At 37.9% G+C, this 16,104-nt stretch carries 14 protein-coding genes; 11 read left to right on the forward strand and 3 right to left on the reverse strand.

What is annotated here, in order from left to right; genetic code table 11:
* Positions 1-89: 89 nt before the first annotated feature.
* Genes MZO21_RS13820 through MZO21_RS13830 form a run of 3 tightly spaced genes read right to left on the reverse strand, consistent with a single transcriptional unit; the run spans position 90 to position 2,706 of the window.
* Positions 90-1,385 (reverse strand): ATPase, T2SS/T4P/T4SS family, encoded by a 1,296-nt coding sequence (locus MZO21_RS13820; protein WP_024160788.1) that lies wholly within the window; start codon positions 1,383-1,385, stop codon positions 90-92.
* Between the two features lie 27 nt (positions 1,386-1,412).
* Positions 1,413-2,222: a type IV secretory system conjugative DNA transfer family protein gene (locus tag MZO21_RS13825; protein ID WP_024160789.1), complete on the reverse strand. Its 810-nt coding sequence runs from the start codon at positions 2,220-2,222 to the stop codon at positions 1,413-1,415.
* Between the two features lie 37 nt (positions 2,223-2,259).
* Positions 2,260-2,706: a DotD/TraH family lipoprotein gene (locus MZO21_RS13830; RefSeq protein WP_024160790.1), complete on the reverse strand. Its 447-nt coding sequence runs from the start codon at positions 2,704-2,706 to the stop codon at positions 2,260-2,262.
* Between the two features lie 1,087 nt (positions 2,707-3,793).
* Here MZO21_RS13830 and MZO21_RS13835 point away from each other — a divergent pair.
* The 11 genes from MZO21_RS13835 to MZO21_RS13885 all read left to right on the forward strand — a co-directional run bounded on the left by MZO21_RS13835 (position 3,794) and on the right by MZO21_RS13885 (position 15,995).
* Positions 3,794-5,014 carry a hypothetical protein gene (locus MZO21_RS13835; RefSeq protein ID WP_228199015.1) on the forward strand — a complete coding sequence of 407 codons (1,221 nt, stop codon included), beginning with the start codon at positions 3,794-3,796 and terminating at the stop codon, positions 5,012-5,014.
* The gene (locus tag MZO21_RS13840; RefSeq protein WP_024160792.1) at positions 5,015-5,302 is read left to right on the forward strand and encodes a hypothetical protein; all 288 of its coding nucleotides are present in this window, start codon (positions 5,015-5,017) and stop codon (positions 5,300-5,302) included.
* Positions 5,303-5,312: 10 nt separating this feature from the next.
* Complete coding sequence (locus MZO21_RS13845; RefSeq protein ID WP_005005897.1) at positions 5,313-5,996, forward strand: DotI/IcmL family type IV secretion protein; 684 nt, start codon at positions 5,313-5,315, stop codon at positions 5,994-5,996.
* 13 nt (positions 5,997-6,009) lie between these two features.
* Complete coding sequence (locus MZO21_RS13850; RefSeq protein ID WP_005005900.1) at positions 6,010-6,957, forward strand: DotH/IcmK family type IV secretion protein; 948 nt, start codon at positions 6,010-6,012, stop codon at positions 6,955-6,957.
* A 21-nt stretch (positions 6,958-6,978) separates the two neighbouring features.
* Positions 6,979-8,490, forward strand: coding sequence for a DotG/IcmE/VirB10 family protein (locus MZO21_RS13855; protein ID WP_024160793.1), 1,512 nt, complete (start codon positions 6,979-6,981; stop codon positions 8,488-8,490).
* A 5-nt stretch (positions 8,491-8,495) separates the two neighbouring features.
* Positions 8,496-9,377 carry a hypothetical protein gene (locus tag MZO21_RS13860; protein WP_024160794.1) on the forward strand — a complete coding sequence of 294 codons (882 nt, stop codon included), beginning with the start codon at positions 8,496-8,498 and terminating at the stop codon, positions 9,375-9,377.
* A 10-nt stretch (positions 9,378-9,387) separates the two neighbouring features.
* Positions 9,388-9,963: a hypothetical protein gene (locus MZO21_RS13865; RefSeq protein WP_024160795.1), complete on the forward strand. Its 576-nt coding sequence runs from the start codon at positions 9,388-9,390 to the stop codon at positions 9,961-9,963.
* A gap of 167 nt (positions 9,964-10,130) precedes the next feature.
* A complete protein-coding gene (locus MZO21_RS13870) occupies positions 10,131-10,544 on the forward strand; it encodes a hypothetical protein (protein WP_024160796.1) in 414 nt (137 codons plus the stop codon).
* A 236-nt stretch (positions 10,545-10,780) separates the two neighbouring features.
* Positions 10,781-11,542 carry an HNH endonuclease gene (locus MZO21_RS13875; protein WP_228141528.1) on the forward strand — a complete coding sequence of 254 codons (762 nt, stop codon included), beginning with the start codon at positions 10,781-10,783 and terminating at the stop codon, positions 11,540-11,542.
* 46 nt (positions 11,543-11,588) lie between these two features.
* Entirely contained in the window at positions 11,589-12,755 is a 1,167-nt protein-coding gene (locus MZO21_RS13880) for a hypothetical protein (RefSeq protein WP_228725646.1), read from the forward strand.
* A gap of 57 nt (positions 12,756-12,812) precedes the next feature.
* Entirely contained in the window at positions 12,813-15,995 is a 3,183-nt protein-coding gene (locus tag MZO21_RS13885; protein ID WP_166135296.1) for a hypothetical protein, read from the forward strand.
* The last annotated feature ends 109 nt before the right edge of the window (positions 15,996-16,104 follow it).

Consider the following 16,104-nt stretch of genomic DNA (forward strand, 5'->3'; position numbering starts at 1 on the left):
ATAAACAAATATCCGTTTAAACCGCCCCATAGGATTAGATTTAATCTAAATTGCGACCAGTGTGCATATTGATCATCCATATTCGCCTCTTAATAAATCAGTTTGTAATAGTAGTCTTCATGCAAACGACCAGCTTTGAGTAGATCGTCAGCTTGTTTCCTGAAACTCTTACTGATGTTTGGATCTGAACCATCAGAATTAATCATTAACTCTCGAATAAACTTCTGTTGAGCATGAATATCATCAATTAAAAGCAATTCTTCTTTCAGTTGAGGTGATAAAATTAAGTGTTCCCTTACAGCAAATACCTTGCCGTTCACATCTTTAACAAGACGTTGAGCAATCAATGTATAAACTGAACCAATAATGTCAGCTGCAGCCTGAAGATGTTCTTCATGCTTAAAGCGCTTCAACATACGTGGAATAATTTTGTCTACGGTGGTTGCGTGAACCGTTGCAAAAACAGGGTGGCCAGTTAAAGAAAGTTCTAGAGCTGCAGAAATTGTTTCTTTATCTCGCAATTCACCGATTTCAACTGCAGCAGGACGTCTACGCATCGCCTCTCTATTTGCATCCGCAAAAGTCTCGAAGTTATTGGGGATTTCGCTTTGACTAACAATACTGTGTGTGCTTTCAATTGCGTCATACTCGTATTCGATAGGCTCGTTGTGAGTCAAAATATTTCCACGAATATGAGTATTATTTTCCAACACATAGCGAATATTTGAAGCTAGTGTTGTACTTTTACCAGAACCAGTGATTCCGCCAATGATGTAGCAACCATTGTGAGGTAGCGATCTTTTAATGAAATCTTCATCTAAACCCACTTTTGAAAAGTGAGGGGGAATGCCAGAAATTGTACGTAACGTTATCTGAAAAGAATCTCCAGATCCACGATACGAAGTTCGAGATACGTTCACACGAAAGTTATAACGAGTTTCCTTACCTGAAGCGTCTTTCTGCAGAATACGATATGCCTTATTAATAAACTTATTATTAATAAGGACTAAGTAGGCATTTTCATCAGCAATCGTTCTTAGGATGTGTAGAGCTTCATCACGATTGATAATACGGTGTGTTAACGAATATAACTCCAAGTCTTTCATCATTGTGATGGGGCGATCTGGACTAATGAAAATATCTGAAGCACCATGAGCTAATGCTTCATATAGAAGACTTTCAAATTCATCGCGACTTTTAAACCCTTGTTTCGGATCTTTGTATGTCGTTATGGCTGTTAATGTAGCCAAACCAAAACCACGGCTAGAATCGTAGTCTTTGCGAATGTCTTTGGTAGCTGTCAGAATCTTATTTTCAGATCCTTTAATCTTGTTAACATCAAATAATGCAGATTTTGCTTTTAATGTCGAAACCTTCATTTGCATTTAAAACTTCCAATTGAGTTAGCGAACTTAAGGTTCGCTAACAAGGTTAATTTTTGGAATTTGATAGCTAGGTGCAATTTGTTCAGGTTGGAGAATTGGTTTCCAAGTTTCAATATTTGAATTGAACTGCGGTAATTGTTGGATTTGAAGCAATTTCATATCAAGAGCAATAGTGTCTTGTGTAGAAGAAACAGCCAGTGATTGACTGCTAATTGCTGGCATTGATAACTTGCCCTCTAAAACAAACTTATGGAAAGTAACCATCCCCAAATAATCTCGTTTAAGACGATCTACTGCATCTTCAACAATATTTCGGCCCTCAACTAAACCCATTTCATAAGACTTAGCAGCAGTCTCTTTCCATATTTTTCGTTCTTGTTCGTTAGCTGGTAACATTTCTTTCGGAATGAAAGTCACGTAATCAACATTGCTATCAAGTGTAGGGAAAACAAGGTACTGACGCCAATCAGGTGCACGAGTACTGAAACGAGCTTGTTTCAAGATTTTATAAGTCTGCTTAGTCGTCTTGTACGACATGGCATTAGGTGTCTCAGTTACATCTTTTGATTCAATAATAACCGGGGGAACAACAACATCTTTGATCATGTAAGGTTTAAAGTTAAAGATTGTATCAAGGTTACGCTCTTGGCTTTTGATGACCTCACGAGCGTTGCTTAAATAAGTATTGATCCCTAACTTAATACCTTTTTGCTTAACTAATTCAAGCATGGCTTCATAACGAGCTTGCTGTTCAACATTACTAACATGAACTTCTAAAGAAGACTGGTTAGATGGGTTTAGTAGCTCTTGTAATGAAGCATTATTAGAGTAGTCCATAAAAACTCCAGATATGTATAAAAGGATTTAAAGGGTATTAGTTATAAGTCAATAAAATACTTTTATTTTGATGATCTAGAGTTATCGAAGCAGTATTTAAATATGCAGAAACATCGCGTAAAGCTTCTACACCAGTAAGACGCTTTTTATTAAAATTAACAATTGGAAGCTCATGAGTAGGACCAGCTTCTACAAAACGGTATCCGTATTGGCTAGAAATACTTTTAATTAAAGGTATTGGATCGCCTATGTAGTCGATATTTAAAAGGTCATGGTTGATGCTACCTTGTTTCTTCTGAACAGTTTGCATTTGAATTGCAGAAGAGTTCTTTAAGTTCTGTTGTGCAATTAAAGCCTCTTGAGATGCTTCAGATATAATAGATAAAGGGCTTGCTACGTTTAATTGCGTTACATCACGACTAGCACACCCAGACATCATTAAACCAATTACAAGAACGCTTAAAAGCTTTTTATTGTGCTTCATTTTTACTCCGGATTAAGTGGGTATAAAGACAAAATGATTTTAGTCTAAAAACTATTAAAATGCACTTTATTAATTATAAAAAATCCCTTAAAAGGTATAAAGCCGACTTTTAGGCACTCGCTTAAACCTAATTTATAAGCTTTAACGTATATCTAAGGGCGTTCTTCAGGCAGTCGTACCTGGCCTAAACAAGACAAATCTGTAAAAAATACTCTTTTTAAGTGCATTGTCTGTCCAAAACAATGCTTTTTTTTAGTAGTACCTATCTGAAATGGAAATACAACGTACTTTTTTCAATCAATTATAGAGAGTAAATGAGCTCTTATAGTTTGCTAGACGTCTTTTATATTCCTTTATAGTCTTATTCTTTCTTTTTATTATCTTTTCTATTCTTTTTTGTTCTTTTTTTAGAATATAATTTATACAGAAAATAACAAAGTACATTTATTCTTTTTTTAATTAAAATATTATTAATACTGTAATTTATATTTTACAGTATAGAAGTATATTAATAAAGATGTTAATATGCTTTTTTTAATTAATATTAAAAATATTATTGGTGATAATGCAATTTATTTATAAGCCAGCTTCTTTAATATTAAATAAATTGATAAAAACTGTTTGAAGAAAAAATGCATCTTGGTATATACCATTCCTAATTTAAAAGTTTAAAGACATTAAAGCTGCTACTTATAAAAACCTATCTTATGGTTTAGTGCTGTGCATCTTAAATATAAAGATTTGACACCTTAAACACCAATTAAACTGCAATAATGATAGGCTTAGAGTCGTATTTTTCCCTAAAAATTTAAGGCATCGCAACTGGCAAAAGACTATTGAAACTATGCATATCAAGCACTTCACTGTAAAAAAGGACCACTGTGTTTTTATGATTTCTCAACTTCATTTTTTTGATTTTTCCACTGTACTAACAAGAGAGGAGTCAAAAAAGACATTCGCATTTATTGGGCTTAAAAGTGAAAAACATTTTGCTTAAAGTGAAAAACGTTTTAACGAGTACTTTTAGAAAGGTGTTTAACGTTGTAGTATGTGCTCATGTTTTGCATGTGGATAAAGGGTGGTAGTGGTGAGCAGTTTTGAGAATCCTAATAGCTATCCAAAGACATTAAAAGAATACACAAGTCGTATAGAAGATTTTCCGTATTCTACTAAGACCAAATATGATATTGAGCTTAAGCAAAAAATTGATAAACATTTAGATAGTTCAGAGCTAGATTTAAAAATGTTATATGAAAACATATATTCTGAATTTAAAACTAAATCTGAAAATGGTTATTACGCGGAATCTACATTTAGAACATATCGTGCATATTTAGTGTATGGAATCGGTCTAAAGCTTAATGAGCTAAATAATGGCTCTATTAATGATGAAGATATAGATGCTGGTTTTGATGAATATTTTTTAGAAGAATTATATTTAAGAATCATTAACACAAAATATACAGCTAATAAGGACAAACCTAAGCGTACTTCTGAGCTGAAAACAAAGTACTTTGAACGCACGTTTTACAACTACTTGGTAAGAGAATTCGAGCATAAGAACGAGAGTAACACCAGGGTTAGTGAGTTTGATCGGATGATGGTTGCTTTTGTTGATGCCAATCTTGTTGTTGGATTGCGTCCTGTTGAGTGGTTTTCCGTTTCATTCTGTTGTGCAGTAAAAGGACCAAAACTGATCATGATTGTGGAAAATGGCAAGGCTACACATGGTCGGGCTAATGGACTTAAAAGGTATTTAATACTTGATGACCTTAAACATGAAGATCAAGAAAAGATATACCTTTATTGGAACTTGCTAAATAGGTATGTGAGAAAGGTATCTAGTTTAAATAAAACTAGTGGCTATACCTTTGGATGGGATGAAAAACAGACTTTTATTAAAATACTGCAAGAGCGTTTACGTTTAAGTTATATCAATTACTTTAAGCTTAGAGGCAAGGTTTTAACTAATGAAGATCAACGACCTACTTTATACAGTACAAGGCATCAATGTATTGCAAATGCTAAGGTAAAGGGTATTGATAAGTTTGTGATAGCTGGTGCTTTTGGACATGCTGGTAAAGATACTGCTTCTAACTTTTATGGGCGAAAGTGGAGAGGCCATAGTGGTTTTAGTATAAAGCCTACTTTAGATTCTATTGAAAACGTTAATGGTAGCCATGAATTTGTTAAAACACTTTTAGCTAATAACCTAGATACCTTTTATTATTTTGATCTTAATATAGCAAATGAGTTTAATACCGACTATTATAAGGACGAATTAAAGTCGGGTTTAGTGATTGACTAAATGGATAACTCTAAAACTAATTTGACTACTTCAACATGGGGTTCTCCTTACGCTGAAGTATCAATAATAGGTAAAAGAAAATACGCAAGGCTTTTAAGAGTGTTGGTTAGTACGTTTGCCTCATTGTGCATTTTAACCGTTTTAACAACGCTTAGTTTTGTAGCTTTTAAACTCACCACAACAGATTTTGAATCTTTGGTTTTTGATGACGGCACACCAGTTAAGTGTGTGCTTAGCTCTAAATCAGATCGTCCAATTCCATCTGTTATATATCAGCCAGCGAAATAGGAGTGCTGTTGTGTCTAAAGACAAATCTAATGAAAACGCTGAAATAGGTTCTTGTGATCCTAGTCTTTGGCTCAGAAAACAGGTGGATGAAAAAGATAAGGAGATTGCAAAGTTAAGACGATGGCTTGTTTTCGTGTTTTTCGCTTTTATCGTGAGTGCTGTTCTTGCGATGATTATTTTTGCTGCCTTTAATGCATACCCAAAAGTCAAAGCTGTTCAAACAGTAGATAACTCGGTTATCTGTCCAATCGAAGCATCAAAAAACCCTCGCGTTACTGACGTTGTTATTTCTGAATTCGGTAAGAGTGCAATTCTTTCTGTCTACAACTTTGATTTCTTGAACTGGCGTGACGTTATTAACAATGCTGGTTCAATGTATTTCACTGAGGGCGGTAAAGATTCATTGATGAAGCAAATCGCTCAATCACAAACAGTTGGCACAATCGTACAAAACAACCTAACGATGCGAACTACTGCTACTGATGTTCCACAAATCGAAAACCGTGATTTACATGCTGCAGAACCTAGTTGGACTGTTCGTGTTCCTATCACTACTCAATTCTTCTTAGGTGACAAACAACCTAAAGAGACTCACCGCTTCATTGCGACAGTTACTATTGTTGAGCATCCACGTTCTTATCTGAACTACAACGGTATTGCTGTTAAGACAATTACGTTAACTCCAGCGCGTTAATTGGATGATACTTATGAAATTGAAAAAATTATCTTTGGCTCTTTTTGCTTCTACTGCATTAACTACAATAGTTAATGCTGCTGATATGCCTCCGAATACTTTTGCGGATGCTCAATCTCCTTTGGTTGCACCTGAGGTAGTTGATACAGCATCGGAAATTGACAGACAGGTTCACAATCTTGTTGGTTTGCAGTTCACACCTGAGCAAACAAAAATAGTTAAAGGACTTTTGTTGCAACAAAAACGAAGCCTTTCTAGTCCTTATGTAAATACGCCACAAGCGAAAACCCGTAGTTTGGGTATTTCATTAAACCCTGGTGAGGAACCGCCAGTAATTCGTTTAAGCGCTGGCATGCTATCTACTATTGTCTTTACCGATTCTTCAGGAAATCCATGGAACATTGAAAAGATTTCTTTGGACCGTGGACGTTTCTCAGATGGCTTAGGTGAGCAAAACGAAAAAGAGCCAGACGAAATCCCTGAAACTAACATCCTTTCAATCGAACCATTAGATCCAGCTGCTTTCGGAAACGTAACGGTCACATTAAAGGGATTGGGTGCTCCAGTAATTTTGATGTTAGCTACTGGCCAACGTGATTTAGATGTTCGTGTAGACGCACGTATACCTGGTCGAAGCCCAACAGCCAAAGCTATGTATTCAACAGGCAATCAAACATCGATTATTCCAGATGGTGTGAGTTTGCAATTTATGGATGGCTTAGCGCCTGAGGGTGCTGTTGAAATGCGAACCGATAGTCCTAATGTCCGTGCTTGGAAGTTTGGTGGCTATATATATGTGCGTAGTAACTTTGGTGTTATTCAACCAGCCTTTTTGAGTTCTTTCCGCGCTAACAACGGTATGAAGATCTTCCGTTATGAAGATTCTGAAGATCTGAAGTACATCACATTTTCAACGACTGGCGGTACACCTAAAACTGTTTACCTCGAAGACGCATTTTAAGTCATTAAGTGAGAATTAAAAATGGATTCAACGAACCAACAAAATAACCCGAATGACATTGAAGAGAATTCTAGTCGTAGCACTGAAGTAGGTACTACCGATGAAACTATTATTTCTGCAAACCAAGTTCATTCAGAAGAAGACCAACCTAAAAAACTGAAAAATACAAGTATTAAAACTGCTAACAAAAAACGTGTTTTTGCAGATACGCGCTTTCGCGTTGTTGCAATTATTGGTTTGGTAGTAGTTGGTGGATTAGGCTTTTTTATGTTTAACCCAATGGGGAAAAGTGACCAACTAGCTTTAGATAATCAGGTTGCTATTGCTACACCAGAAATCCAAGGACAGGGTACAAATGTTATCCCTCCTGAATATGTAGAATATGAACGTCAAAAACAAGCTGAAGAAGCTGCTCGAGCTGGCAAAAATGGTGAAAGCTATTTGCCCGAATTTAAAACAGTTGCAACACAAGATCCAAACGGCGATCTGAACGATCAGAATTTTATTACAGGTCCAAATGGGCAACCTGTAAACGGTTCTGCAACAGGTGGTACACCAAATATTACGCTTGAACTTGACCAGATGGCCAGAGCTAATATGGCAAATCAAGGTGGTGCATTACCTCAACCAACTAGCGGTGGTCTACCACAACAACCACAAACACAAAACGGTGCTAATCAAAACGCACCGATTTATCAAACTAACTACGCGCAACAATATGAACATGCTTCATCTGCTGCTAATGATGTTGCTAGTGTATATAGCCAACAAGCAGCTGCTTATGCAGAACGTAATGCTGCAACGCGTGAATTAAGTCAAACTGCTTTTGTTGATCAACTTGCTGCGTTTTCTAATACAAAGAACAAGGTCAACGGATATTCAACATATAAATATTCACACAACACTAAAGCATCGGAAGGGCAACAAAACCTTGGAAGCTTGAACGTTGCGAATACGACTAGCGAATCTACTAAAGGACTAGCAATCATTAAAGCTGGTACAACAATGAAAGCGCGTTTAGATACAGGTGTGAATACTGATAAAGGTAAAAACCTATTTGCTACTGTTATTGGCGGTAAATTTAACGGCGCAAAACTTATTGGTACTGTTGGTCTGAATACTGCGGATATTGAATTTAACTTTACCCGTATGTTGTTTAAGGGCGAAGAGTATGCAATCCAAGTACGAGCTTTAACTCTTGGAACAAAACAATCGGGCATGGCTGATAAAGTCCAAAAACACACTTTGCAAAAGCTTGGCGGTATGGTTACTGCTGGAATCTTTGAGGGTTACGGACAAGCCTATCAAAACATTGGTACAACCCAAATCACAAATACTGGCAATGTTGTAAGCACGAAGGAAGAGCCAAACGATAAAGAAATTGCCGGGAACATCATTGGTAACGTTGGTACGGAAATGGCGAACATGGCACGTACATCAACAGTTCGACCAACTACGTATATCGTTAACAGCGGAAAAGTATTTGAAGTCTTTTTTGATGCTGACGTAACAACACCGAAAAATAAGGGGTAAGCGAAATGTCTGATAATCAAATGACTGCTGAACAGGCAAAGAAAAATCTAAAAGATGCTGAAGGCAAACCCCAAAAAGGCGAAGGTAGTGCGAAGGGTGGTATTCCTCCAAAACTTCTTATTGTTATTGGTGTTATTGCCTTAATTATGATTGGTACTTTCTTTTGGATACAAATGAGTAAACCAAAAGACGTCAGCACGGCAGTTGCTCCAGAACAAACACCAGAATCCATTGATACTGTTGGTCAAGGCATTCAACAAACACAAGCAACATACAACCAAAATCAACAACCTTTAAAGGACAATAGTATTGCTGATGATACGGCGTTCATTGTTGATGAAAATATTGTGTTTAAAGATCCTACCACTGGTCAATACATGATTATGTACAAATCCATGTCGTATCCGATTGATTCTGATCTAGGAATAGAGGCAGTTAACTTCTATCAAAGTCAGGGTACGAATGCACTTATTTTATTACAACGTTTGAAAGAAAAAGAGCAAGCGCATGGGCAAGTACAAAACGGCGAACAAACTGCAGTTGCTCAATCAGAAACCATAATCAAAAATGAACAACTGAAAGCTGAAAATGACGATCTTAAAAACCTTGTTGAATTGCAAGAACAGGCAATTAAGGAATTAAAGACTAGTTTAATCAAAATAGCTAAAGACCAGACTAAGCAAAAGGCTTTAAGTACATCGGGATCTAAAACCTTATCAATTCCAAAAGGTGCAAAACGCTTGGATGCTTTTGCGGTTGTAGGCGATCGCGCTTGGATGACAGATTCTCAAAACCATACATATACAGTCTATGTAGGTCAGAAGATGCCAGACAATCGCACGGTCTATGCTGTTGACGAAAACGAACAAGCCATTTGGGTGAAATAAGGAAAATAGCGTGGATGCATTAGATATAGTTAAAGCGATATTAAACATATACGGTCCACTACTAAGCTTTATACGCATTTGCTTTGTTGTAACGGGGTTGGTGATTACTGGCACGGCGCTTTTTGACTTAGTGCAAGCATCATCACCTCAACAAAAGTTCTTTGGTCATGGAATGAAAGAGCCTACCACTGGTGGGGCATTGTTGAAGATTCTTATCGGTGGTGCTTTTGCATCACTTGGATATGACGGATATATCATTGGTGCACTAGGTTCTTCATTGTTTGGTGGTAATGGCATAGAACTTGTAACGGTACAAAGTTACTTGCCTAATGCTGGTGCTAATGATTTAGGTGCATATATCGTTACGGCGGTTGTAGGTTTTACGCAACTGGTAGGGATTATAGCGGTAGCTCGTGGCTTATATGGTTTTGTAGAGAAAATTGATGCTCAAGGCAATGCGACATACCGCAAAGCATGGGTTTTAATTATAACAGGTGTATTATGCGTATACGTTCAGGACGTACACGATGTCTTTGTTAATACCTTTGGAACACAAATAGGAGGAACCTTTTTTACAATATTTTAAACAATCTTCTTAAAATAGGGTGAGAGTTTCTTAAAAACCTTGTATAAGATATTGAAGATATTTAACGAGAAGTTTAAAATTAAGCAACTTAAAGCAATAGGGTTTTAAGAATGTTTAATTACAGTGCGGAGATTAGCTCCCGTATATTAAATAAAAGGAAAATGACAATGGTATCATTAGTAAAACACTCAGTTCGCACTGTAAAAGCGACTGCATTCCGCGCAAAAGTAATGTTTTTAGCTTTTGTTTCTGCATTAATGGGTCAAGTTGCATATGCAAACACTGGCACATGGAACCCAGGTGGTACAGCTTACGGAAAACACGCTGCTGGTTCTGATGCGAATGAAATCTTAGGCCGTGGTGAAACATTAGGTCAAAACGTTTATAAATTCTTAATCGTAGTGTTCATGGTGCTTGGTTTAGGCTTAGTTGGTACTGGTTTGTATATGATGTATACATCAGAAGAAGATCAACAAAAGAAAAAGAAAACTGCTTGGATCTGTATTGGTGTGGGTGGTGCGTTATCAATCGTAGGCTTCATCATGTTCTCTGCTGCGAACACTATTACTGGTAAAGCGTAATACAATAATAAATAAGTTTAAAAGCGTGGCTTAGGCTGCGCTTTTTTTATTTTAAAAATAGTATATACATGTTTTAATTAGACCTTACTTAATAGTATTAAGGGGTTTAAGTGAAACATATAAACCGTAAGTTTGGTATTTTAAGACCTATTAACGGCGTAAACGACAAGCAAGAGATACGTCAAGATAAAACTATCCATGATGGTTTTAAAACCAATGAGACAATAAAGCAAATAATGTCTTCACAACCAGCTAAATGCTATTTTTGTGATTTCTATGACGAATACTTTTTAGAGCCACATCACTTAGACGGCGATCATAGCAACCATACGGCTGAGAACATTGTAGCGGTCTGTACGCTATGCCATGCACAAAACCACATCTTTGCACTATCACTGGAAAAGAAAGCTGAAATATGCGTATTGAGTACGAACATACCTCAAGAGATCTTTAATCAATATCAACGTGCATTACTGGTGTTATCGCATAAGTCTGACAACCAAGATCCTGAGCTTGCTAAGTTCGCACGGCGACATCGCCAAAGCTTGCTTGTAGAGCCGTTAAAGCGCCATCAACGCCCTAATCCTACAAAGATGTCTGAAGCAGAATACGCACGTAATATGTTTGAGGATATACAGGCGTTTAATGCGATTAAGACACGAACCCAAACAATTGATACCCAACTGTACTTCACGGACATTAAGTTCAACACAATGGCTGAATATGAAGAAGCCAAGCAAGAAGATATGTTGGTAGCGAACGTTGATTACGTAGACCAGCTCCGCAAGTACAAAGAGTGGTATTTGAATGCCATCAAAGAGAACAAAAACTTTTCTTTGTATCAACTCGCAAAAGCTTTGGAAAAGGTATCAGACGAAGCATACGAGAGCTTTAATCTGCCAAACCACTACATAGTATTTTCCCCGAATATCTTTACTGACGAGCAGTATGAGTACTACCAAACACTAGATGTATTTAAGGGTTTGGGTGATAAGTGAGTTCACATAAATGACAGAATGCTTAACAGATACCGAATACATAGATATGAGCTTAGAAGACGTTATATCGGGCATAGTGTTACAGCCATTTAAGCCTGACATAGTGAATGATATAGCGGTATTGGATAGCGTATTTGAGACGGACATATTGAATGATGATGAATACTCATTTATTGGTCCATACATCTACAAATATTGGGAACTTGGGATAGATGCACTACCAAAGGAAACGCACGATCAGCTATCGATATTTCGCTTATGCGTTATAGGTACTGAGGCTTTCAACTTCCTGAACGATTTGTATATACCAACGACTCGCGACACTGGTCATACATCTAACACGCTAATGCTACTCCATGTTGTACATATAGCGATAGGGAATCAGACAACAACTGGTGAAGACTCAACGGGGCATTTTCAAGATCCACTGATTAAAGCGCTACTGTTGATGAATATCCCCGTTAACAGCGATTGTTTGCTGTTGGATGACACTTTGGTACACCTAAACAAAATAACGGCGCTGAGTGGCTTAGACGTTGAAATACAGGTTAAGCAAAGTGTGAGTGTGAAGCATAAGAAATTACTAAGCACCAACTTTGGATTTGACAATCCATTATCAATTATAAGCGTTTTGGAACAAAAGAAACTGTCTGAAGAACTGACACGCTACTTTCCGATGATACATCTACCAACGTCCGTAGAAGATGCGACAAACCAGATAGATACGGGCAACTTAAAAATGAGTTCGCTGCAATCTTTTTGTATATACCAAAACTTAAAGCTATCGGTGTCTAAAGTTTTCCACGAACAGGGCTTATACCAGAACAAAGAGATCTACATAGAGCTTGATAAGGTTCACTTCCAACTTAAAAATACAGGTTCCTTAAACTTCAAGGTGGGTACTTTAGGTGAAAGCCAAGAGGTTTTAGAAACGGCGTTTTGGCAACTGCTTAATAAGGGTTTAGTGTTTGACCTAAATAGTTTTAAGAAGTATGTCGAATTAAAAGAGGACGAAACCGTTAAAACTGATGTATTTACTAATTCAAAAAATGATAATATCCCTTTTAACAGTACCTACTATGAGCTTTTATTAAGGTTGGTTTTAGATACAAGCTTAAAACCCTCTGTAAAAAGTCTTGAGGTCGCAATTCAAAATAAGGATTTCGACAGTGCGATTAACGTTTTAAGAGAATTACCGTTTTTTAGTGCTTAATGCTTAAAGGCATGTCTAATCAAAGATAGACGTAGAAAGGTGAATAAAGGTGTTTAAATGAGTAAGAAGAAAGCTGAGAAGTCTGGTTATAAAAAGACTGGTTACTCCAAGATTGAAATTATATTGATGTTATTCCTACAAAGCATGAAAGCTGACGTAGAGGATTATTGCGATTTAGAAACAGTATCGGACGAACATACGTTTGTCACAAAAACTGGTACAATGATTACGATCATCGAATACAAGGGGATTAAGAGTTTAATTAGTGGTGATGCATTCAGCCGTCAAATTGGTTTGATGACGAGCAACATGCGTAACTACTTCAAAGACCGTGGACATACGATTCATCTAGCGTTCAAAGTAGACCATGAGACGCCATTCGCGATTCATGACTTGAATGCCATGCAAAAGGCGACCACGGCGCGTTGTGCGATGAATCTAGACATCATCATTGATGAAATGACAGAAACCATTTCAGGCGGTGTATTTAACGAAAGCTGTTATATCGCTTTAATCTCTGAGCCAACCTTACTATCGCCAATCGATAAGGCTCAAGACTCAAAAAACCGTAAAAAGCTACTGTCGCAAATTACAATGCCAAGTACGGTCAATGCTCAAGACATGCTTAAATCATCGGACAGCTTATACGTACACCATGAGTCTTTTGTCTCACAATTCTTAAACTCACTCTCAACTGAAGAATTTCCAGCAATCTATGAAGTATTGAATGTTGTTGAAGCTGGTCTAGCGATTAAAAAACAAATTGCCTCACATTCAACTTCAGATGACTTCACCTTGTCTGTGCCGATGCTGAATACACGCTTACCGATGCGTTGGAAAGAAATACCATCAGAACATGATGCGTCACACGTTTTGTATCAACCGATCTCAGAACAACTCATGACGAATGCGATCTTACCTGGTACAAGTCAAGGTTCATTCTATCCAGTGGGAAGTGTTATCACTGACGGCGTTGTATATGCTCCATTGATGGTAGATATATATCCAGCGAAGACGAATACGTTTGAAACGCTATTCCGCTTATTACACCAGGCCAAAACGCACGACACTAGCGGTAACATCCGTTCTATCCCATATGCGGTGAGTTACTGTATTACTGGTGATGGTATGGCTGGAACCATGATGAAACGCACGTTATCAAGCGTTATTCACTTTATGACGGCACAAAACAAAGCCATTCGTAATGCTGGTAACATTTTGATGGCCACTAAAAATGACCTAGATCAAGTAGACACTGTTGCTGGTCTGCAAATGACCATGATGACATGGGCACCAAATACCGAAGATGGTGTAAACATTCTTGTAGGACGGCGCCAAAAGCTTTGGAAGAGTTTTGAAGCGTGGGGCGGTGCAAAAGTCATGGAACAGGCTGGCGATCCTATTTTGACTTGGGCATCACATATACCGGGCTTGATGGTACGTAATCACGCACCTATTTCACCGGCACCGCTGTTTGATGTGTTCTACATGTTACCGCTGACACGTATTAACTCACCATTCCATAAAGGGCATCAGCTCAACAAAACCTTAGACGGTAAACTGATTATTCTTGATTCGTTCTCAAATGAAGTGACTGTATGGACGACTATTAACATTGGTAAACCGGGTACGGGTAAATCGGTCACAATGAACAAAGGCATGCTTGAGGACATCATGATGCCTGGTAACGAGCGTATCCCGTTGACCTATATTGTCGATGTGGGTGAGTCAAGCCGTGGGTTAGTAGAAACAGTGCAAGATTCATTGCCTGAAGAGCTACGTCACTATGCCATCTATAAGCGTATTAAAAACTCAAAAGAAGAAGCGATTAATCCGCTTGAATTCAGTATGGGCTTACGCTACCCGTTAAACTACGAAATGCGTCAAATGACAGCGTTTTTAAGTTCATTGGTAACACCGCCTGAATTGAAAGGGCAACCAGCCAAAAATACTTCTGACGTTATTGGTGCGGTCCTACGCCGTACATTCTATTTTGCTGATGATACGAATGCTGATCATAAAGCACGTAAGTACATGCGCTTTGCAGATCCAGAACTAGATCGCATCATGGAAAAACACGGACTGATTGAGCCACATTCTGAACAAGGTAAGGATATTTCTTATTACGCTCTACGTGACCTTTTCCATTCTTTGAATGAGATCCGTGGACGCACGTTGGCACACCGTTACGCAATGCCGACTATTGGCGATATGATTGAAACCCTTTCTGATTCATCAATTTTAGATGTTTGGAGTGATGTTCATATTGATAATGAACGAGCACTGGACTTTTTGGCGCATCAGATTATGGCTGCACAAAATACCTATCCAGCATTCTTCTATCACACTAACTTTGACATCGGTAACGCTCGTGTAGCTTCTATCGACTTAAACGAAGTTGCGACATCATCAGATCCTAAAACTACATCTCTATTCTTCCAGATTGTACGGATGTTCATTAAGCGTAAGTTCGCCGTGAGCCGTGACGATATTCCAAAATTCCCACAAGCTTATCGTGAATATGCAACCCAACTGATTAATGAGCTTCTTGAAGACCGCAAAATTATGTCTTATGACGAATTGCACGTTGCGAAAGGCGATCCAATCCTATTAGAAGAATTGGCTGAAGACGCACGTACATTGCGTAAATGGGGTGCTCGTCTTAACTTGGCATCACACAAAGTAGAAGACTTTAAAGACTTGGTTGGCTTTGCTACGGCGTATGTGATTGTCGATCCTGGTACACGCGAATCTCGTGAAGCTATTCGTGACAGTATCGGTCTAACTCAACTAGAAATGGATGCTCTTGGTTCAGGTAACGTAGGTTTCTCAGATCAAGGCTTAACGTACTTCAGTAAAATTAAACTCGAAAAAATGGAATGTTCGGGCTTATATACCGTTTCACTTGGTCCAATCCTTTTATGGTCACTCAGTACACATCCCGATGAACGTGCGCTCCGTAACTACACGTATGACCTTATCGGTGAACGTGGTAAGGCGTTGAAGGTCCTTGCACAATTTTACCCAAAAGGTGCGAAGAACCAGATTAAGACACGGCGTACCATGATTGAGAAAAATGCCAAAAATAAAGGCACGGACTTTGACGAAAACAAAGCAACTGCTTCAGTGATTTCTACCATGGCACAAGAGATGGTTGTTGAATATCAACGCTATGAACTTGAGCAAAACATGAAGAAAAAATTACTGAACCAACGTAAGTCTGAAGCTGTTTCTTCTTAACTCCAATCAGCTATATAGATTTGCGTTAATTGGTATATACATTGAAGTGCTTGGAAATGGGTAAGGTCGTTAAACAACGACTTTGCCTATTATCCTGAAGATAAAAGAG

Source organism: Acinetobacter portensis (assembly GCF_023158935.1).
In the GTDB taxonomy this organism is placed as follows: domain Bacteria; phylum Pseudomonadota; class Gammaproteobacteria; order Pseudomonadales; family Moraxellaceae; genus Acinetobacter; species Acinetobacter faecalis.

Coding starts and splice junctions, on each gene's coding strand:
- MZO21_RS13885 (WP_166135296.1), top strand. CDS start 12,813: ATGAGTAAGAAGAAAGCTGAGAAGTCTGGTTATAAAAAGACTGGTTAC.
- MZO21_RS13875 (WP_228141528.1), top strand. CDS start 10,781: ATGTCTTCACAACCAGCTAAATGCTATTTTTGTGATTTCTATGACGAA.
- MZO21_RS13840 (WP_024160792.1), top strand. CDS start 5,015: ATGGATAACTCTAAAACTAATTTGACTACTTCAACATGGGGTTCTCCT.
- MZO21_RS13880 (WP_228725646.1), top strand. CDS start 11,589: ATGAGCTTAGAAGACGTTATATCGGGCATAGTGTTACAGCCATTTAAG.
- MZO21_RS13850 (WP_005005900.1), top strand. CDS start 6,010: ATGAAATTGAAAAAATTATCTTTGGCTCTTTTTGCTTCTACTGCATTA.
- MZO21_RS13825 (WP_024160789.1), bottom strand. CDS start 2,222: ATGGACTACTCTAATAATGCTTCATTACAAGAGCTACTAAACCCATCT.
- MZO21_RS13855 (WP_024160793.1), top strand. CDS start 6,979: ATGGATTCAACGAACCAACAAAATAACCCGAATGACATTGAAGAGAAT.
- MZO21_RS13830 (WP_024160790.1), bottom strand. CDS start 2,706: ATGAAGCACAATAAAAAGCTTTTAAGCGTTCTTGTAATTGGTTTAATG.
- MZO21_RS13820 (WP_024160788.1), bottom strand. CDS start 1,385: ATGCAAATGAAGGTTTCGACATTAAAAGCAAAATCTGCATTATTTGAT.
- MZO21_RS13860 (WP_024160794.1), top strand. CDS start 8,496: ATGTCTGATAATCAAATGACTGCTGAACAGGCAAAGAAAAATCTAAAA.
- MZO21_RS13870 (WP_024160796.1), top strand. CDS start 10,131: ATGGTATCATTAGTAAAACACTCAGTTCGCACTGTAAAAGCGACTGCA.